The following is a 19,273-nucleotide window of genomic DNA, read 5'->3' as shown; positions in this document are numbered from 1 at the left end:
GCCTCCGCGCCTCCGCGCGGCGCGTTCCCGCGCGTGCGCGTCCGGCCGGGTGGCTCCCCCACGCCACACCCGCCCGCTATGACGAATTTGTCTGATTAGCGCGTACTGTCGCCGCATGCCCACGCCATACGGATCCCGCGGCGGCATGGCGTTCGGTGTGGAGGAGCTGCGTGTGCTCCGCCGCGCTCTCGCCCTCGCCCTTCACCCCCGAACCGCCTCGGCCGAGGACGTCCAGGACTGTCTCCGCCTAGCCGACTCCCTCGACGAGGCGATGCGCGAGGGTGCCCGGCTGCGCGCCTTCCTGGTGGCCGACCTCGCCCGGTACCGCGCCGCCCTGCCCGGCACCGCCGCCGGCTATCTCACCCTCCTGGAGGAGGCGCTGAGCGCCGGGTACCGCCCGGAGGTCGACGACCTCGCCGCCCTGCGCGCCCTGCGCGGCAACCCCGTCGCCGCCGCCCTCCTCGACCGCTGTCTGACCCTCGCCGAGCAGGACGTACGCGCCCGTCTCGCCCGCGGTACGGCCCGGCGGACCGCCCCGGCCGTGCCGGCCTCCCGTACCCGCCTCCTGGCCCTTCCCGGGGGCCTTTCGGAGCCGTCCTCGGACGCCGGTGAGGACCACGCGGAGGAAGCCGCCGAGAAGCCCGAGCAGCCGGAGAGGAAACCCGTGGAGAAACCCGCCGCCCCCAAGCCGGCCCCCGGGCGCCCCATTCCTACGCCCGGCGAGGTCTTCCCCCGCCGCAAGCCGACCCCGCCGCCGCCCAACCCGCCGCAGCAGCTCGCCGCGGGCTGAGCGCAGCCACCGCCACCCCCGGCCCCGCCCGCGTCCGCCCCGTGGCTACCCTGGACGCATGGACTACGTCTCCGCGCTCGTGCCCCCGGTCGTCATGGCCGTGTTCTTCATCGGCGTGATCAGGGTGATCGTGAAGACCCAGGGCGGGGCCAACAAGGCCAAGGAGGACGCGGCCGTGGACGCCGCCCTCGCGCGCGTGGAGGGCACCAAGCAGGCCTCCGCGCCCACCGACGCCTGAGCCTTCCGGCCACCGCGGCCTCACCGGCGTACGACTCCCTCGTTTTCCGAGTCGTACGCCCTTTTTGTTCCTGTTTGCTGGAGAAGCTGCACGTCCGGCACGCGAATACCGAGATCTCCCACTATTGTGTCGAGCTGTGCCTCGCCCATTGGGAGAACTCGAAGACGCGGTCATGACGCGGGTGTGGAAGTGGAACCGCCCGGTGACCGTTCGAGAAGTCCTGGAAGACCTTCAGCAGGAACGGTCCATCGCCTACACCACGGTGATGACCGTTTTGGACAATCTCCATCAGAAGGGCTGGGTGCGCCGCGAGGCCGAAGGACGGGCCTATCGATATGAGGCCGTCTCCACTCGCGCCGCCTACGCCGCGGCCCTGATGAACGACGCCTGGTCGCAGAGTGACAACCCCGCCGCCGCTCTCGTCGCGTTCTTCGGCATGATGAGCGAGGAACAGCGAACGGCCCTGCGCGACGCCGTACGGATCGTCCAAGGACCGGAAACTGCCGAAGCCGCCCCGGATACCGCTCGCGAAACCGGTGGCGAGAACCCCGGCTCGGCGTCCGAGGCCCTCGGGCGATAGCGTCCGCAACATGTCAGCAGAGAGCTCGTCACCACAGAGCCCCGAAGTCACCGCAAAAGCCATCACCGTCCGACGGGCCCGCACCAGCGATGTCCCGGCGGTGCGCAGCCTGCTTGACGAGTACGTCCAGCGGCGCATCCTGCTCGACAAAGCCACGGTGACGCTTTACGAGGACATCCAGGAGTTCTGGGTGGCCGAACGCGGCGAGGGGCCGGACGCGGAGGTCGTCGGCTGCGGCGCACTGCACGTGATGTGGGAAGACCTCGCGGAAGTGCGCACTCTCGCCGTGAAGCAAGGCCTGAAGGGCGCCGGTGTCGGTCATCGGTTGCTGGAGAAGTTGCTGCACACCGCGCGCTGGCTCGGCGTTCGCCGGGTTTTCTGTCTGACCTTCGAAGTGGACTTCTTCAGCAAGCACGGGTTCGTCGAGATCGGGGAGACGCCGGTCGACACCGATGTCTACGCGGAGCTGCTGCGTTCCTATGACGAGGGTGTCGCGGAGTTCCTCGGTCTCGAACGAGTGAAACCGAACACCTTGGGCAACAGCCGGATGCTTCTGCATCTGTGATCGTCATGTGCTATTCCACGGGACGGCCCTGCCCAGGTTCCCTATGTCCGAAACGCGCACGTTTCCGGACCATCGGTGACCAGTCTGTCTCTCCCAGGGGTTTGTGTTTTTCCAGCAAAAGCGGTTTGCTTTCCGACGTACTGCAGTACTGCATATAACAGGGGGCGGCGAAACGGCGGACGCCGCAGACCCCAGGTCCTGAAGTTATCGATGAAAGGAAATCCGGTGGCACAGAAGGTTCAGGTCCTTCTTGTCGACGACCTCGACGGCGGCGAGGCGGACGAGACCGTGACGTTCGCGCTGGACGGCAAGACGTACGAGATCGATCTCACGACTGCCAATGCGGACAAGCTGCGTGGCCTTCTCGAGCCTTACGTGAAGGGCGGCCGTCGCACCGGAGGCCGTGCCGCGGGCGCTCGCGGAAAGGCGCGCGCAGCTTCCGGCGGCAGCCAGGACACCGCGCAGATCCGCGCCTGGGCGAAGGAGAACGGTTTCGAGGTCAATGACCGCGGCCGTGTCCCCGCGAACATTCGCGCGGAGTACGAGAAGGCCAACGCCTGAGCACGACGCCCGATCGGCGGTCGTATCAGCGGGCGGGCGGCTGAGCACGCGCGCGCAGCCGCAGCCGGTGGCACTGCGTCGCCACCGTGTCCAGCAGCCTTACGAGATCGGGGGCGCCCCCACCGCCCCCCAAGGCCGACAACGTCGGCAGCGAGGCCTCGACCTCGCGCCCCGGCACGGGGGGCCGCAGCCACACGGCGGCCCCCTGCAGGGTGTCCAGGGTCCCGGAGCGAGCCGCGGGAAGCGGTCGAGGTCCGGTGGAGCCCGGCTCCGGGGGCGGCGGCGCGTCCATGAGCCCGCCCTCGCCGACCGCCGTCAGATCGAGCGGCAGCGCCCCCCACTCCAGCCAGTCCAGCACTCCCGGCACCTCGTCCGCGCTGCCCGCGGCCAGCAGCAGCCGCATCCGGTCGCCCTGCACCGCGACCGGAGACTCCGGCGCCAGCCTGCGCAGCCCCGCCCGGCCCGCGTCCAGCGGCACGTCCAGGACGTCGAAGCGCCGGCCCACGGAAAGCCGTACCGGAGAACCCGGGCTCCCGGGCACCGTCGGCCACCCCAGTTCGTTCTCGTACCACCGGCGGACCTGATCGCTCGCTTCGAGCGGCCGGCGGGGGAAGGGGACCGTCGTGACCGTCGGAACCGGGGAGCCCACCGGGGGGACTGTGCCAACCATGCCAAGTGCAACCGCCGGAGAGGCGTGCGAGTTACGCTGGGTGTTCCTGTCGTTGCGCAGAGTGCTGATGGAGGGGGCGTCCGGGGGTGTGGCATGGCGCAAGGTTGTTCGCCCGTAGCGGAGGGAACCGGTGCGCGCGGCATGGAGTGTCAGTCCCAGCGGGTAAGACATCCCTAGTGGGAGGGGGCGACACGCAGGACAGGACGTCTCACGTTCGCCATCGGCGTACTGGAGGTAGGGGTAACTGCCTGGCCTGCGGGAACATCGTCTCGCACCATCGGGTTGGAGCAGATGTCGGCGTCACGGGTCAGGAGGCCATCCACGGTGTCGGCAGTTGGAATGAGCGGTCCCCGCTTGCGGGACTAAGCTGCGGAAGGACAGGGAGGGGAAGTTCCCCCCACTGCCTGACCGCTCTGAGGAGCGATTAACGATGTTCGAGAGGTTCACCGACCGCGCGCGGCGGGTTGTCGTCCTGGCTCAGGAAGAAGCCCGGATGCTCAACCACAACTACATCGGCACCGAGCACATCCTCCTGGGCCTGATCCACGAGGGTGAGGGTGTCGCCGCCAAGGCCCTTGAGAGCCTCGGGATTTCGCTCGAGGCGGTCCGCCAGCAGGTGGAGGAGATCATCGGCCAGGGCCAGCAGGCCCCGTCCGGGCACATCCCCTTCACCCCCCGTGCCAAGAAGGTCCTGGAGCTGTCGCTCCGCGAGGCCCTTCAGCTGGGCCACAACTACATCGGCACGGAGCACATCCTGCTCGGCCTGATCCGTGAGGGCGAGGGCGTCGCCGCCCAGGTCCTGGTCAAGCTGGGCGCAGATCTCAACCGTGTCCGTCAGCAGGTCATCCAGCTGCTGTCGGGCTACCAGGGCAAGGAGACCGCCACCGCCGGCGGGCCTGCCGAGGGCACTCCCTCGACGTCCCTGGTCCTCGACCAGTTCGGCCGGAACCTCACCCAGGCCGCTCGTGAGTCCAAGCTCGACCCGGTCATCGGGCGCGAGAAGGAGATCGAGCGGGTCATGCAGGTGCTGTCCCGCCGTACCAAGAACAACCCGGTCCTGATCGGTGAGCCCGGCGTCGGCAAGACCGCCGTCGTCGAGGGCCTCGCCCAGGCCATCGTCAAGGGCGAGGTGCCCGAGACCCTCAAGGACAAGCACCTCTACACCCTGGACCTCGGCGCGCTGGTCGCCGGCTCCCGCTACCGCGGTGACTTCGAGGAGCGCCTGAAGAAGGTCCTCAAGGAGATCCGCACCCGCGGCGACATCATCCTGTTCATCGACGAGCTGCACACGCTCGTGGGTGCGGGTGCCGCCGAGGGCGCCATCGACGCGGCGTCGATCCTGAAGCCGATGCTGGCCCGCGGTGAGCTCCAGACCATCGGCGCCACCACGCTGGACGAGTACCGCAAGCACCTGGAGAAGGACGCGGCCCTGGAGCGCCGCTTCCAGCCCATCCAGGTCGCCGAGCCCTCGCTCCCGCACACCATCGAGATCCTCAAGGGTCTCCGTGACCGCTACGAGGCCCACCACCGCGTCTCGATCACGGACGAGGCCCTCGTCCAGGCCGCGACCCTGGCCGACCGGTACATCTCGGACCGCTTCCTGCCGGACAAGGCGATCGACCTGATCGACGAGGCCGGTTCCCGGATGCGCATCCGCCGGATGACCGCGCCGCCGGACCTCCGCGAGTTCGACGAGAAGATCGCGGGCGTGCGTCGCGACAAGGAGTCGGCCATCGACTCCCAGGACTTCGAGAAGGCGGCCTCGCTCCGCGACAAGGAGAAGCAGCTCCTCGCCGCGAAGGCCAAGCGCGAGAAGGAGTGGAAGGCCGGCGACATGGACGTCGTCGCGGAGGTCGACGGCGAGCTGATCGCCGAGGTTCTCGCGACCGCCACCGGCATCCCGGTCTTCAAGCTGACCGAGGAGGAGTCCTCGCGTCTGCTGCGCATGGAGGACGAGCTCCACAAGCGGGTCATCGGCCAGAAGGACGCCGTCAAGGCGCTGTCGAAGGCGATCCGTCGTACGCGTGCGGGCCTCAAGGACCCGAAGCGTCCCGGTGGTTCGTTCATCTTCGCCGGCCCGTCCGGTGTCGGTAAGACCGAGCTGTCCAAGGCCCTCGCCGAGTTCCTCTTCGGTGACGAGGACGCGCTGATCTCCCTCGACATGTCGGAGTTCAGCGAGAAGCACACGGTCTCGCGGCTCTTCGGTTCGCCCCCCGGTTACGTGGGCTACGAAGAGGGCGGCCAGCTGACGGAGAAGGTGCGGCGCAAGCCGTTCTCGGTGGTCCTCTTCGACGAGGTCGAGAAGGCCCACCCGGACATCTTCAACTCGCTGCTGCAGATCCTGGAGGACGGTCGTCTGACCGACTCCCAGGGCCGGGTCGTGGACTTCAAGAACACGGTCATCATCATGACGACCAACCTCGGCACCCGGGACATCTCCAAGGGCTTCAACCTCGGCTTCGCGGCCACGGGTGACACGAAGTCCAACTACGAGCGCATGAAGAACAAGGTCTCGGACGAGCTCAAGCAGCACTTCCGCCCCGAGTTCCTCAACCGCGTCGACGACGTGGTCGTCTTCCCGCAGCTGACCCAGGAGGACATCCTGGCGATCGTCGACCTCATGGTCGGCAAGGTGGACGAGCGCCTCAAGGACCGGGACATGGGCATCGAGCTCTCCCAGTCCGCCAAGGAGCTGCTGTCCAAGAAGGGTTACGACCCGGTGCTGGGCGCGCGGCCGCTGCGTCGCACGATCCAGCGCGAGATCGAGGACACGCTGTCGGAGAAGATCCTCTTCGGCGAGCTGCGTCCCGGTCACATCGTGGTCGTCGACACGGAGGGCGAGGGCGACACCGCGACCTTCACCTTCCGCGGCGAGGAGAAGTCGGCGCTGCCGGATGTTCCGCCGATCGAGCAGGCGGCCGGTGGGGCCGGGCCGAATTTGAGCAAGGACGCGTAGCCCTTCGGGGATTGCGCGGATTGGGGGCCGCCCTGGGACTTCGGTTCTGGGGCGGTTCCTTTTTGGTTTCAGCGCTGGTCCACATTGATATCCACGTTCGGGAAGAGGCCGGCGTAGAGGAAGTCGGAGATGGGTACGTCGGGGCGGCTCTGAAGGGTTACCGAGCGGAGGTTCGGGAGGCGGGGGACCAGGGCGGAGAGATCTTCGGCGCCGTGCATGTCGGGGATCTGCAGTTTCTCGATGCCGGGGAGTTCGGGCATGGCCTCGATGGCGTGCGGGAATTCGCGAATGATCTCCGCGTTCAGGTGCAGCGCGGACAGCTCGGGCAGCTCGGTGACGGCCTGCCAGTCGGTGACCGTCAGTTCGGTGGTCAGCGGGCCGAGGCTGAGGGTGCGCAGAGTGGACCAGTGGTGGAGGCCACGGAGGCCTGTGGTGTCCGTGCTGTTGCGGCCCAAGGAGAGGAACTCCAGTGGTGCGTCGACAGGCAAGGTGGTTCCGAGGTCGGGGCCGGGCAGTTCCTGGTCGACGGAGAGATAACCGATGGACCGCAGCGATTGCAGTCCTGTCAGGTCTCCGACGGAGCGGACGTCGAGGTGGACGAGGGTGGACAGCAGGTGCAAGCCTGCCAGCGTCGGGCAGTTGACCAAGCCCAACCCTTTCAGCGAGCTGAAGGACAGCAGGGCACTCAGATCGGTGAGCAGGGGATTGTCCCAGAAGGACACCAGCCGCACTGCCTCTGGCGCGTGAAGGCAGGCCAAGATGTCCTCGACCGTGTGCGCCCCCTGAAACCTCAGGTCGGACCAAGGGCGCATCCGGGCAAGAGCCGTGCGTTGCTCGGCCGACTTGCACGTGATGAAGAGATTCCTGCGTTCCAGATGGTCCAGCACCTCGGTGGCGTACTCCGCACCGTCGAACCGCGACCACGTCCCCGCGAGCTGGCGCCGCACGGCGAGATCCGGATGTTCCCGGAACCGCCGCAGCACCGCCAACGACCCCTCGGGCTCCTCTCCGCCGAGCCGCGATGCGGTGATCGTGACGCCGAGCGCCTCCTCCGCCGTCAGCCCCTCCGGCCCCGGCAGCAGCTCCAGCACCAGAGGCCCCGCATCCGCCAGGACCTTCGCCTCCTCCGCCGTGCGCGGGGGTATCAGCCCGGCCGCCCGCGACTCGACCGCCGAACGCACGGCCGGATCCAAGGCCGTCGCATGCTCCAGGCAGGCCAGCGCCAGCAGTGTCAGGCGAGGGGCGCCCTTGGACAGGAGCTGCCGCAGCAGAGTAGCCCGTTCCCGCGGACGCGCATGTGCCACCGCATGCCGGATCACGTCCTCCCACTGCGTGTCGTCCGCGTGACTGACCAGGACGTCCAGGTGCCCTTCCTCCACGGCGTACCGCGCCCCCAGGTAGTCCTGGAACGTGCGGTGCACGAAGTCCACGGCCCCGTGCGCCGGTTGGCGGAGCAGACCGCTGCGCAGCAGCAGGGCCCGCAGCGCCGTTCCGGCGTCGCCCCGCACCGCGATCGACGGCAGGCACCGCTCGACGATGCTCTCGGCCGTCTCGACATCCATCTCCGTGCGGCCGCTCAACACCAGCGCATAAGCCAGCCGCTGCAACACCTCCAGCTGAGCTTCCTCGCCCAGCTCCACCTCCATTTCCATGCCCCGCTCCCGGTCCCGGCGCGCGAGCAGCATCGCGAGGGCGGCGTCGTACAACTCCTTGCGGCCCGTGGGGAGATAGCCGCGTCGTTCGCGGTGCAGGGCGCAGACCAGGCCGCACATCAAGGGGTTGGTGGCGAGACGGGCCAGGTCGCGTTTGGTGCGGAGGGAATCCAGCAAGGGGCCTTCGTACGACGGGGCCTGTGCCGCCGTATGCCACCGTCGTACGAACGTCGCGACCTCCGACCTGCGCATCGGGGCCAGTGACAGTTCGCGGAAGCCCTCGCTCGCCAGCCAGTCCGCACGTACCGCCGTGGGGCGGGAGGTCAGGAGCCAGCGGTTGCCGGGGTAGGCCTGGATGAGGGACTGGAGCCAGGCGCGGGTGTGGTTGCGGTCGGCGGAAGGGATCTCGTCGAGGCCGTCCACCAGGATCAGGCCCCGCCCTGCCGTCAGGACGCGTTCCGCCCAGCCCTCTGGTGGAGTCAGGGGGCAGCTCACCGCTGTGAGGAAGGCCGATGGGGCGGGCAGCACGCCTGCGCGGATCAGCGTCCGGAGGGGGAGGACATACGGGATGCGCGTGCCCTCCCTCGCCGCCGTCACTGCCAGCCATTGGACCAGCGTTGTCTTGCCCGAGCCCGCGTCGCCGCGCAGAAGGACCCTGTCGTGGGTCAGCAGGGCGTCCTCGGCGGGGAGTTGGACGGTCACCGGGCCGCTGGGGCGTTCCTCCGGCAGGGTCCGCTCCTCGACCGCGGTCGCCTCCAGGCTCAGGTACGCCACTTCGAGGGGCCAGCGGTCGGGGGAGTCGCGCAGGTCGATGCCGTAGATGGTGATGTGGTTGTGGCGGTCGGCGATGTGGCGCAGGTAGCGGCGGTCGAAGGTGCTGTCCTGCGCGCCGGGGCGGGGCGTGCGGGTCATCAACTCGTCGATCTTCGCGATCAGTTCGGCCTGGTAGCGGGTCTGCTCGACGAGCGTGCGGGCTACGAAGGTGGACCGGCGGGTGAAGAACTCCAGGATGTGGAGGCAGGCCCACTCGGTCGCGGAGTCCAGGAAGTAGCAGGCGTCGGTGGAGAGGCCGGCGGGCGGGGGCGCCTGGTCGCGGAGCTTTCTGGCGAGTTCGCGGTGGCCGAGGCGTACGGCCTGGACGTCGTCCATCTCCAGATCGCCGAGGGCGAGCAGGCGGGCGGTCATGGCCTCGACGAGCGCGGGTTCTTCGTCGGCCGGGAACGGGGGCTCGCCCGGGGAGTCCGTCGATCCGGAGACGAGCCGTCGGGCCAGCGCGCGGACCTCCTTCTCGCCCAGCGTCCGCTTCTCGCCGCGGAAGGAGACCAGGGCGGACAGACGCACCGGTTTGTCGACGAGGCCCGCCCCCGGGGCGTGCGGCACGAAGAGTTTCCGCACGGCGGAGGCGACCAGGCCGGACGCGAGTTTGCTGCCGAGTACTGACGGATCCATCCGCCCCACCCCCGTGATCGTGCGAACGGAGGTGAGGCTACCGGGAGTTGACCTGGGGCGTCAGGACAGCTGGCCGTCGTAGTCAGGGAGCTTGTACGTCTTCTCGGCGTGGCCGCCCGACAGGTCGGTGGCGCTGTTGCCGATGTTCGCGATGATCGTGTAGCCCTTGTTCTCGATGGCGACGCGCTGGGCGGTCTTGTAGGCGGCGACGTCCTTGAAGAGGTCGATGAAGCTGCGGACGTAGAGGCCGGAGACGTCGTAGCCGACGTGTTCGAGGTTGTAGTCGGTGACCGAGTAGATGATGCCGGGGCGGGCGGTCACGAAGAAGAGGGATACGCCGTGCTCCTGGGCGTACTCGGCCACGTCCAGGACGGGCTGGTTGGCCGGCTGGGGGTAGCTGAAGCCGAAGTCGGTCTCCAGGGTGGTGTTGTCGATGTCGAAGACGATGGCCTGCTTCTCGCCGGGCTTGGTTGCCGCGATCCGCTGCTTGAGGTACGGCAGCGCCTGGTCCATGACCGTCCGGCAGTCCTGCTGCCAGGTGGCGTAGTCGACGTCTTCGGTGGTCGCGGCGTCGGCCGGGGCGGCGAGTGCCACGAGGGCCGCCGTGGATATGGCGGTGACGGTCATACGGCGCACCAGGGGGCGTCGGTTCGTCATCGGTGGGGGGTCCTCTCACGTCATGAACGCTGCCGTTGTCGGGTGCATGCTGGTCGGCGTGGGTGGCGCGAGGGGAACCGTAGGGTTACTGGAGGGTAAGTGCCAAGAGGTGTGCGTCACATGATTTGAGGAAGGGGGATACGAGGATCCCGGCGGCCGGTGACATGACGCACAGGCGATTTGTCCGTTACTAGGGCGAATAGTGGAAGTCGAGGATTGGGCAAAAGGGACTTTCGGCCCGCAACCCCCGGGTGGGTTCTGGCGTCCTGGGTGGATTCATCCCTGATGGGTGCTCTGTCAAGAACCGGGAAGTTTTAGGGTGAAGTACTAGCTTCCGTCGTAGATCGGTGGTTTGGGGCTTCGGGCGCCTCGGGGTTACCAAGGGATGCCCCATCCGGCGGTCGTCCGTGCGCCGGGTGGTTTTTCTGTCCCCGTCCCCATGAGGTTCCGATGTCCCAGCGCGTTCCGTCCCGCTCTTCCCGTACGTCCCTGCTCCGCAACCGCGTGGCCGTGGTCGCCGCCGGTCTGGGGGTCTCGGCCGTGCTGGGGACCGGGGTCGCGGCCGCCGCGGGTGCGGGCTCGGCCGCCTCCTGGGTCGACCCGGTGAAGAAGTACAAGCTCAGCGCGAGCTTCGCGCAGGCCGGTGCCATGTGGCAGTCCACCCACAGCGGGCAGGACTTCGCCGTCTCCAGCGGCACCGCCGTCTACGCCGCGCACGGCGGCACCGTCGTCAAGGCCGGCGGGAACGGCGCCGGTGACGGGTCGGCGTACGGCAACGCCATCGTCATCAAGCACGGCAGCAAGACCTACTCGCAGTACGCCCACCTCTCGCGCATCGACGTGAAGGTCGGCCAGGTCGTGAAGACGGGGCAGCGGATCGCGCTGTCCGGGAACACCGGCAACTCCAGCGGTCCGCACCTGCACTTCGAGATCCGTACGACCGCGAACTACGGGTCGGCGATCGACCCCGTCGCGTTTCTGCGGTCCAAAGGCGTGACCGTCTGAGGATGGTGGTGAGCGGCTAAGGCGTCCTGCGGGTGCCTTCGTGGGCCTGGGTGACCAGGTCCGCGGCCACCTCCAGGACCGCCTTGCGCTTGTCCTCCGGATCGCCGGGGATGTCCTGCATGAAGAACATCCCGGCGTGCAGGGTGAAGATCGCGCTGACGTAGCGGACCTGGTCGACCAGCTCCGCCTCCGGGTCGATCATGATGTCGCGCAGGCCCTGCATGCGCTCCTTGAAGGTCTCGCCGACGCGCAGCTCGCGGACCGTCGCCTGGTTCTCCTGCATGAAGCGGAACAGGGGGGTCGCGCCGACGAGGATGTCGCTGTAGCGGCGTACGATCTCCTGCTTGGTCTCCAGGGTGAGCGGCTGCGCCTTGCCCCACTCGATCAGGTCGAGGATCGGCTGGGTCAGATCGTCGAAGATGCTGACCAGGATCTCTTCCTTGGTCTTGAAGTGGTAGTAGAGGGCCGCCTTCGTGACCTCCAGGCGCTCGGCGATCTCGCGCAGGGAGGTCTTCTCGTAGCCCTGCTCGGCGAAGAGTTCGAGCGCCACGTCCTGGATGCGCTGGCGGGTGTCCCCGCGGCGCCGCTGCTTGGTGCCGTCCATGGTGCCGCCCATCCTCCGTGAAGCCCTTGGCTTTGAGCAAAACTTACTTGACGCCCGGCTAGTTCGGGGTCTACCTTCCCCAGTGTAGTCAACTTGCCGGGCGGCAAGTAAGTAGCTGGGGGAGTGGGAAGTATGGCGGACACACAGACGGCGGCCGTGCCGGAAGACGGCAAACAACCCAGGAGCGTGCGGGTCGTCCTGCTCGCGCTGATGATCACGATGATGCTGGCGATGCTCGACAACATGATCGTGGGCACCGCGATGCCGACGATCGTGGGCGAGCTCGGCGGACTGGAACATCTGTCGTGGGTCGTGACGGCGTACACGCTGGCGACCGCGGCCTCCACGCCCGTGTGGGGCAAGCTCGGCGACATGTACGGGCGCAAGGGCGCCTTCATGTCGTCGATCGTGATCTTCCTGATCGGGTCCGCGCTCAGCGGCATGGCCCAGGACATGGGGCAGCTCATCGGGTTCCGGGCCGTTCAGGGCCTCGGCGCCGGTGGTCTGATGGTCGGCGTCATGGCGATCATCGGTGACCTGATCCCGCCGCGGGAGCGCGGCAAGTACCAGGGCATGATGGCCGGCGTCATGGCCATCGCGATGATCGGCGGACCGCTGGTCGGCGGCACCATCACCGACAACTGGGGCTGGCGCTGGTCCTTCTACATCAACCTGCCGCTCGGCGTGGTCGCGCTCACCGCGATCAGCGCGGTGCTGCATCTGCCGAAGAAGCGGGCCAAGGCGCGCATCGACTACCTCGGTGTCGTCCTGCTGACCGTCGGCATCAGCTCGATCGTGCTGGTCACCACCTGGGGCGGCACGGAGTACGCCTGGACGTCCGCGCGGATCATGGAGCTCATCGGCATCGGCGTCGCCTCGCTGATCGGGTTCGTGTTCTGGCAGACCAAGGCCGCCGAGCCGGTGCTGCCGCTGCACATCTTCCGCAGCCGCAACTTCACGCTGATGTCCCTCATCGGCTTCGTCACCGGGTTCGTGATGTTCGGCGCGACGCTGTTCCTGCCGCTGTACCAGCAGTCCGTGCAGGGCGCGTCCGCGACCAACTCCGGGCTGCTGCTGCTTCCGATGCTCGGCGCGATGCTCGTGACCTCGATGGTCGCGGGGCGGGTGACCACCAACACCGGCCGGTACTACGTCTTCCCGGTCCTCGGCAGTGTGCTGATGGTCGTCGGTCTGTACCTGATGTCGCTGATGGACACCGACACCTCGCGGTTCACCTCCGGTGTCTACATGGCCGTCGTCGGGCTCGGCATGGGCTGCCTCATGCAGATCACCATGCTGGTCGCCCAGAACAGCGTCGAGATGAAGGACATGGGCGTCGCGTCCTCGTCCACGACCCTCTTCCGGACGCTGGGATCCTCCTTCGGCGTCGCCATCATGGGCGCGCTGTTCAACAGCCGGGTCCAGGACGTCATGGCCGAGCGGGCCGGGTCGCTCGGGTCCAAGGTCACCGAGCAGTCCGCGCAGCTGGACGCGGCGAGCCTGGCGAAGCTGCCGGTGGTGGCGCGGGAGGCGTACCAGCACGCCGTGTCGGCCGGCACGCACTCCGCGTTCCTGCTCGGATCCGTGGTGGCCGTCGTGGCGCTGATCGCGGCCGTGTTCGTGAAGGAGGTCCCGCTCAAGGGGGCGGGACCCAAGGCGGAGGCGGACGCATCGGCTCCGGCGCCCATGGTCGAGGCCGTCTGATCCGGCCTTGTCCGATCCGGCGCTGAGCGAGCAAGCCCAGTGAGCTGAAGGCCCCCCGGCAGGTGTCCGCCCCGGGGGGCCTTCTTCTTGCCGCGTGCCACCATCGGTCGCATGGACAGGACCCGGCAGCTCCGTCTGGCCAAGGACGCCATGGACCGGGACTGGGCCGACCCCGGGCTCGATCTGGAGACGGTGGCCGCCCATGCCGGGTACTCGCGGTACCACTTCATCCGCGCCTTCAAAGAGGTGTACGGCGAGACGCCCGGGCAGTATCTGACGCACCGGCGGATCGAACGGGCCGAGGAGTATCTGCGCAGCGCCGATCTGTCCGTCACCGAGATCTGCCACCTCGTCGGGTTCAGCAGCCTCGGCACCTTCTCCGCCCGCTTCAAGACACGGACCGGGCTGACGCCGAGCGAGTACCGGGCCAAGCATGTGGGGCAGGGGGCGGCTCTGATTCCCGGGTGCTACGCGCTGTTCTGGGCGGGCGGGTTTCCCCGCAAGGACCGCAACTCTGGAGAAGCGCCCTGACGCCTGCCGCGCCTACGGTGACGAAGAGGAAGCGACCGCATCCGAGCACCGCATCCGACCACCGCATCGGGCAGGAGAGCAGAGCCATGATCCAGGGCCTGGGCATCACCACCGTATGGACCTTCGACCAGCAGCGCACCAAGGCCTTCTTCACCGAGAAGCTCGACTTCGAGGTGCGTGACGACATCTCGATGGGCGACATGCACTGGGTCACCGTCGGCGCCAAGGACCAGCCCGACGTCGAACTGGCGCTGATGAGCCTCGACGGGCCCGGGCTCGACGCCGAGTCGTCCGAGGCGTTGAAGACGCTGGTGGGGAAGGGCGTCATCGGTGCCGGGGCCTTCCGGACCGACGACTGCCGCGGGGACTACGAGACGTTCAAAGCACGCGGGGTCGAGTTCATCCAGGAGCCCCAGGAGCGGCCGTACGGCATCGAGGCGATCTTCCGCGACGACAACGGCAACTGGTACTCGCTGACCCAGCGCAGCGAGGAGCTGGACTTCTCCAAGGAGTTCTGAGCGACTGTGGCCACGGCTACGGCATCATCGGATAGCTCCCCGTGTTCGTCGGCGCGTGCTCCGGCAGCCACAGCACCGCCACCGCCCCCTCCGCCGGGACGCCCTCGGGTGCGCCCGCCGGGCGGACGTTGCGGAAGGTGAGCCGCGCGCCCAGGACCCGGGCCTGACCGGCCGCGATGGTCAGGCCGAGGCCGTGGCCGTGGCCCGCGCGGTCGCTGCTGCCCGTGCGGAAGCGGCTCGGGCCCTCCGCGAGGAGGTTCTCCGGGAAGCCGGGACCGTGGTCGCGCACCCGTATGACCCGGCCCTCGACGGTGACCTGGATGGGCGGCTTGCCGTGCCGGGCGGCGTTGGCGAGCAGGTTGAACAGCACTCGCTCCAGGCGCCGCGGATCGGTCGTGACCATCGACTCGTGAACCACCCGGACCTCGATCTCCGGGTCCTTCGCCGCCACCCGCCGGGACACGAACTCGCCCAGCAGGATGTCCTGCAACTCGGCCCGCTCGGAGGCGCTGTCGAGACGGGCCACCTCCAGGACGTCCTCGACGAGCGTGCGCATGGCCTTCGCGCGGTCCAGGACCAGCTCGGTCGGCCGGCCGGGGGGAAGGAGCTCGGCTGCCGTGAGCAGGCCCGTCACCGGGGTCCGCAGCTCGTGCGCGATGTCCGCGGTGACCCGGCGCTCCGCCTCCAGGCGCTGCTCCAAGGCGTCCCGCATGGCGTCCACGGCGCTCGCGAGGTCGTCCGTCTCGTCCCGCACCACCCCGCCGATCGCGTCCCGCACCCGTACGTCCGTCTCCCCGCTCGCGACCTCGTTGGCGGCGGCCGCGGCCTTGCGCAGCCGGCTCGACAGCTGCCCCCCGATGAGCACGCCGAGCGCGCTGCCGCCGAGGACGACCGCGATGGAGCCGATCACCAGGGCCTGGTCGAGGTCGTTGAGGATGTCGGTGCTGCGGTCGGTGAACCCGGTGTGCAGGGACAGCACATAGCCGTCCGACACCGGCACGGCGGCCCAGATGTCCGGCGCCCCGCCCGGCCCGTCTGTCACATAGGTCGCCCGGCGCCCCTGCTCGACCTTGTCCCGCAACGGCGTCGGCAGCGACGGGTCGTTCCGCTTGACGTTGGGGAAGTTGGCCCGCCCGGACTTCTCGTAGTTGTTCTGGGCGATCTTGATGCGCTCGTCCGCGAGGTCGCGGGCGTTGTCCAGCATCGAGACCCGCGCCGCGTTGTGCACGACCAGGCTCAGCGCGATCGCGACCAGCGCGCCGACCAGCGCGATGGCGGCGCTGAGCTTCCATCTGAGTCCCGTACGGATGCCCGTACGCTCCAGCCGCGCCGGGACCAGGCGCCGAAATGTCCCCCGCATGTCCGCCCCGCTCAGGCCTTCAACTTGTAGCCGAAACCACGGACCGTCTCGATCCGGTCCTGGCCGATCTTCGTACGCAACCGCTGCACATGGACGTCGACGACGCGGGTGTCCCCGCCCCAGCCGTAGTCCCACACCCGCTCCAGGAGCTTGTCGCGCGACAGGACCGTGCCCGGCGCGGAGGAGAACTCCAGGAGCAGGCGCATCTCGGTCGGGGTGAGCGCCACCGGCTCCCCGCCCTTGCGGACCTCCATGCCCTCGGTGTCGATCTCCAGCTCGCCGAAGGTCAGCACCCCGCCGTCACCGGCCGTACCGGTGTCCTCGGCGCGGTCGCCGCCGCCCGCGTGGCCGAACCGGCGCAGCACCGCGCGGATCCGGGCGACCAGGACGGCGCCGTCGAACGGCTTGGTGACGTAGTCGTCGGCGCCCGCCTCCAGGCCCAGCACCACGTCGATCGAGTCCGCGCGCGCCGACAGCATGATCACCGGCACGGTCGACTCGTCCCGGATCCGCCGGCATAGGCTGACGCCGTCCAGGCCCGGGACCATCACATCCAGCAGGGCGATGTCGGGGCGGTCGGCGCGGAATGCCTCCAGGCCCGACAGTCCGTCGGGCATGGCGGTGACCGCGAAGCCGTCCCGCTCCAGGGCGAGCTGGGTGGCCTCGCGGATGACGTCGTCGTCCTCGACGAACAGAACGTGGGTCTGGTCTGCCATCCCGCTGCTCTCTGTCCTCGTGTCGCTGTCGATGGGGTGTCGATGGGGTGTCGATGGGGCTGATCCGGCTGGACCGGTCGGTTGCTCTCGATAGGTGATCGGATCGAGGGACCCGATCGGTTCACTCCGTCGGGACCACCGATGCCGAAGGAGCCGCTGATGCCGAAGGAACCGGCGACGGCTCGGTCGGCTCGGTCCCTATGTCGCCGAGCTCGTTGTGCGTGTACCGCCACTTCACGAAGCGGCCCGCCGCCCACCGGTAGGTGATCACGTCCTCACCGGACGGGGCCGACACCGGGTCACCCTTCTTGTAGACCTGCTTGCTCACGACCAGGTTGCCGCTGCTGTCTATCTCGGCGTAGACCGGGGACTCCTCGGCGCTGAACACATTCTCGTACGCGCCGCCCTCCTCGTGATACACGTACGAGCCGACGCCGACGCCGTCACCGCAGGTCAGCACGTTGACGACGACGTCCTCCGCCGAGTCTCCGGTCAGGTCGCCGTAGGCCACGTCCACCGGGTACTCGTCCGCGACGCACGGCTTGAGGTCGTCCTTGACCTCGGCGGAGACCGCGGGGTCGTCCTTGACCAGTTCGACCGCCTCCACATGGGTGAGGGACGCCGAGACGGACGGGGCGGGAGAGGGCACGGCGCCCGCCGCCATGTCGGTGCCGGCCGAGGACTCGACGTACGCCGGGCCCTCGTCACGGGTGCCGGTGCCGCCGGTGGCGCAGGCGGAGACGAAAAGGGCGAGGGCGGCGAGCACGGCCACTGCCGTGATCGCCGCCTGGAAAGTGCCCCGGCCCGGTGAGGGGTCCGCGTCGGTCAGGCCGCCGTGCAACGCTCCCGCTCCTCACGCTCCAGCGCGCGTGCGTCCAGATCGCGGCTCTCCAGCTCCTCGCGGAGCCGGGCGAGGGCCCGGTGCAGCGTGCTCTTGACCGTGCCCGTCGACATGCCGAGGGCGGCGGCCGTCTCCTCCGTGGACATCTGCTCCCAGTGTCGCAGCACGACGACACTGCGCTGCTTGGGGGCGAGCACCTTCATGATGTCCATCAGCAGGGCGCGGTCCGCGTGCTGGTCGGTGGCGTCGTCGACCGAGGCGTCAGGGAGCTGCTCGGTCGGCACCTCCTCCAGCTTGCGGGCCCGCCACCACTCGGTCCGCGTGTTGATCATGACCCGGCGCAGGTAAGCGTCCGCGAGCCGCTTGTCGGCGATGCCGTCCCAGCGGTGGTACGTCCGCGCCAGCGCCGTCTGGAGCAGGTCCTGGGCGTCGACCGGGTCCGGGACCAGGCGACGGGCACTGCGCAGCAGCGCGTCCTGCCGGGTACGCACGTACTCCTCGAAGTCGAGCACCTCGGCCACCTCGCCCTGCGCCATGATCGACCGCCTCCATCCCCGTTTCCGACCCGCCCGCTGCCGGTTCTCCAATGCCTGTGCGCCGCTCTTCCGCGGTACGCCAATGAAGCTACGGAGCAGTTGTCACGGGGCTGTGCGGGACAGCGCGCGGCCAGCGCTCGGCTGTCCGTCGGTTGTGTAACGGAAGTAGGAAAGGGGTAAACCGGCGCACCGAATAGCGCCGGTTCGGAGTGATTTGGCGGGGTGGTGCGGCTGTGATGTGGCGCCGTTACGTCAACGGCAGCCGATACAAACCGCCGGGAAGAGGCTCGACGAGCCCGTCCGCGACCAGCCCGTCGAGCGCACGCGCGCGTTGTACGGGCTCATGCCACACCCGGTCGAGCGCGGCCTGCGGCACGGGCGCGTGGGCCTCGCGCAGCACGGCGAGCAGCTTGCCGCGCACCTGCCGGTCCGTACCGGCGTACGTCTGTCCGCGCCGCGGCGGACCGTCGTGCTCCGGCTTGCCCGCGAGCCGCCAGGCGCACTGCGCGGCGATCGGACAGCGGTGGCAGGACTCGTTCTTGGCGGTGCACACCAGCGCGCCGAGCTCCATGGAGGCCGCGGCCCAGCGCGCGGCCGTCCGCTCCTCCTCGGGCAACAGGGCGCGCGCCAGCTTGCGTTCGGCGGCCGTCGTGGCGTTCGGCGGGTACTGCACCCCGGTCACGGCCCGCGCGAACACGCGCCGCACATTGGTGTCGAGGACGGCGTGCCGCTGCCCGTACGCGAAGGAGGCGACCGCCGCCGCGGTGTACTCCCCGATACCGGGCAGCGCGAGCAGCTGGGCATGGTCGGTCGGTACGTCGCCGCCGTGCCGCTCCGTTATCGCCGTGGCCGCCCCGTGCAGCCGCAGCGCGCGACGGGGATAGCCGAGCCGCCCCCACGCGCGTACGGCCTCGCCGGGGGCCTCCGCGGCGAGGTCGGCGGGGCGCGGCCAGCGGGCCAGCCACTGCTCGTACACCGGCAGCACACGGCTGACCGGCGTCTGCTGGAGCATGAACTCGCTGACCATCACCCCCCACGGCCCGGCCTCCGGGCGGCGCCACGGCAGATCGCGGGCGTGCTCGTCGAACCAGTCGATGACGGGGAGGTGCAGGTTCTCGCCGAGGGGAGAGCCGGAAGGGGCGAGGGCGTCGGACTTCGTGGGCGCAGTCATGGCCTTCCGATCCTGCCATGCGGGAGCGGGCACGCGTGCGTACCGCCACCCCTGAGGGGGACGCCGGGGGCTGCCTCGGTCGCCGAGCCGGGATGAGATCGGCTCGCTCCGGAATGATGATCCGGAAAAGTTGTGACCCGGGCGGCGGGTAGGGGCAGCTGAGCCGCCG

18 protein-coding genes and 1 pseudogene are annotated in these 19,273 nt (G+C 69.1%); 10 read left to right on the top strand and 9 right to left on the bottom strand.

What is annotated here, in order from left to right:
- Positions 1–145 precede the first annotated feature (145 nt).
- From ABZ928_RS08820 to ABZ928_RS08800, 5 genes are all read left to right on the top strand, one after another.
- Entirely contained in the window at positions 146–790 is a 645-nt protein-coding gene (locus ABZ928_RS08820) for a hypothetical protein (RefSeq protein WP_361517592.1), read from the top strand.
- 58 nt (positions 791–848) lie between these two features.
- Positions 849–1,028: a hypothetical protein gene (locus tag ABZ928_RS08815; RefSeq protein ID WP_361516242.1), complete on the top strand. Its 180-nt coding sequence runs from the start codon at positions 849–851 to the stop codon at positions 1,026–1,028.
- 148 nt (positions 1,029–1,176) lie between these two features.
- Complete coding sequence (locus ABZ928_RS08810) at positions 1,177–1,608, top strand: BlaI/MecI/CopY family transcriptional regulator (protein ID WP_361516241.1); 432 nt, start codon at positions 1,177–1,179, stop codon at positions 1,606–1,608.
- A 10-nt stretch (positions 1,609–1,618) separates the two neighbouring features.
- Positions 1,619–2,173 (top strand): amino-acid N-acetyltransferase, encoded by a 555-nt coding sequence (locus tag ABZ928_RS08805; RefSeq protein WP_361516239.1) that lies wholly within the window; start codon positions 1,619–1,621, stop codon positions 2,171–2,173.
- Between the two features lie 225 nt (positions 2,174–2,398).
- Entirely contained in the window at positions 2,399–2,734 is a 336-nt protein-coding gene (locus ABZ928_RS08800; RefSeq protein WP_361516238.1) for an Lsr2 family protein, read from the top strand.
- A gap of 25 nt (positions 2,735–2,759) precedes the next feature.
- Here the strand turns inward: ABZ928_RS08800 and ABZ928_RS08795 are convergent, their stop codons facing one another.
- On the bottom strand, positions 2,760–3,404 hold the full coding sequence (locus ABZ928_RS08795) for an SCO3374 family protein (protein WP_361516236.1): 645 nt from the start codon (positions 3,402–3,404) through the stop codon (positions 2,760–2,762).
- A gap of 430 nt (positions 3,405–3,834) precedes the next feature.
- Here ABZ928_RS08795 and ABZ928_RS08790 point away from each other — a divergent pair, with 430 nt between their 5' ends.
- Complete coding sequence (locus tag ABZ928_RS08790; protein ID WP_361516234.1) at positions 3,835–6,360, top strand: ATP-dependent Clp protease ATP-binding subunit; 2,526 nt, start codon at positions 3,835–3,837, stop codon at positions 6,358–6,360.
- A gap of 68 nt (positions 6,361–6,428) precedes the next feature.
- On the opposite strand, the gene ABZ928_RS08785 is transcribed toward ABZ928_RS08790, so the two are convergent.
- Entirely contained in the window at positions 6,429–9,461 is a 3,033-nt protein-coding gene (locus tag ABZ928_RS08785) for an NACHT domain-containing protein (protein ID WP_361516233.1), read from the bottom strand.
- Between the two features lie 60 nt (positions 9,462–9,521).
- The gene (locus ABZ928_RS08780) at positions 9,522–10,118 is read right to left on the bottom strand and encodes an HAD family acid phosphatase (RefSeq protein ID WP_361516232.1); all 597 of its coding nucleotides are present in this window, start codon (positions 10,116–10,118) and stop codon (positions 9,522–9,524) included.
- A gap of 450 nt (positions 10,119–10,568) precedes the next feature.
- Between ABZ928_RS08780 and ABZ928_RS08775 the strand changes: the two genes are divergently transcribed.
- Positions 10,569–11,123, top strand: coding sequence for a M23 family metallopeptidase (locus tag ABZ928_RS08775; protein WP_361516230.1), 555 nt, complete (start codon positions 10,569–10,571; stop codon positions 11,121–11,123).
- A gap of 16 nt (positions 11,124–11,139) precedes the next feature.
- Here the strand turns inward: ABZ928_RS08775 and ABZ928_RS08770 are convergent, their stop codons facing one another.
- Complete coding sequence (locus ABZ928_RS08770) at positions 11,140–11,739, bottom strand: TetR/AcrR family transcriptional regulator (protein WP_361516229.1); 600 nt, start codon at positions 11,737–11,739, stop codon at positions 11,140–11,142.
- A 120-nt stretch (positions 11,740–11,859) separates the two neighbouring features.
- On the opposite strand from ABZ928_RS08770, the gene ABZ928_RS08765 reads away from it, so the two are divergent.
- From ABZ928_RS08765 to ABZ928_RS08755, 3 genes and pseudogenes are all read left to right on the top strand, one after another.
- Positions 11,860–13,431: an MDR family MFS transporter gene (locus tag ABZ928_RS08765; protein WP_361516227.1), complete on the top strand. Its 1,572-nt coding sequence runs from the start codon at positions 11,860–11,862 to the stop codon at positions 13,429–13,431.
- A gap of 111 nt (positions 13,432–13,542) precedes the next feature.
- Positions 13,543–13,957 (top strand): annotated as a pseudogene (locus ABZ928_RS08760) (helix-turn-helix transcriptional regulator); the annotation flags it as partial.
- Positions 13,958–14,048: 91 nt separating this feature from the next.
- Positions 14,049–14,480 (top strand): VOC family protein, encoded by a 432-nt coding sequence (locus tag ABZ928_RS08755; protein WP_361516225.1) that lies wholly within the window; start codon positions 14,049–14,051, stop codon positions 14,478–14,480.
- Between the two features lie 16 nt (positions 14,481–14,496).
- Here ABZ928_RS08755 and cseC read toward each other — a convergent pair whose 3' ends face one another.
- From cseC to ABZ928_RS08730, 5 genes are all read right to left on the bottom strand, one after another.
- A complete protein-coding gene (gene cseC, locus ABZ928_RS08750; protein ID WP_361516223.1) occupies positions 14,497–15,840 on the bottom strand; it encodes a two-component system sensor histidine kinase CseC in 1,344 nt (447 codons plus the stop codon).
- Between the two features lie 11 nt (positions 15,841–15,851).
- Complete coding sequence (gene cseB, locus ABZ928_RS08745; RefSeq protein WP_361516221.1) at positions 15,852–16,556, bottom strand: two-component system response regulator CseB; 705 nt, start codon at positions 16,554–16,556, stop codon at positions 15,852–15,854.
- Positions 16,557–16,677: 121 nt separating this feature from the next.
- On the bottom strand, positions 16,678–17,397 hold the full coding sequence (locus ABZ928_RS08740) for a hypothetical protein (protein ID WP_361516220.1): 720 nt from the start codon (positions 17,395–17,397) through the stop codon (positions 16,678–16,680).
- Positions 17,382–17,933 carry a SigE family RNA polymerase sigma factor gene (locus tag ABZ928_RS08735; RefSeq protein WP_361516218.1) on the bottom strand — a complete coding sequence of 184 codons (552 nt, stop codon included), beginning with the start codon at positions 17,931–17,933 and terminating at the stop codon, positions 17,382–17,384. Before ABZ928_RS08735 ends, ABZ928_RS08740 begins: the two co-directional genes overlap by 16 nt.
- Positions 17,934–18,180: 247 nt before the next feature.
- Positions 18,181–19,104, bottom strand: a complete 924-nt coding sequence (locus ABZ928_RS08730) for an A/G-specific adenine glycosylase (protein WP_361516216.1) — start codon at positions 19,102–19,104, stop codon at positions 18,181–18,183.
- Positions 19,105–19,273 lie beyond the last annotated feature (169 nt).

Source organism: Streptomyces sp. NPDC046909, assembly GCF_040644695.1.
Classification (GTDB): domain Bacteria; phylum Actinomycetota; class Actinomycetes; order Streptomycetales; family Streptomycetaceae; genus Streptomyces.
Note: the sequence above shows the minus strand (reverse complement) of the source record. Positions and strands in the feature narration are given on the sequence as shown.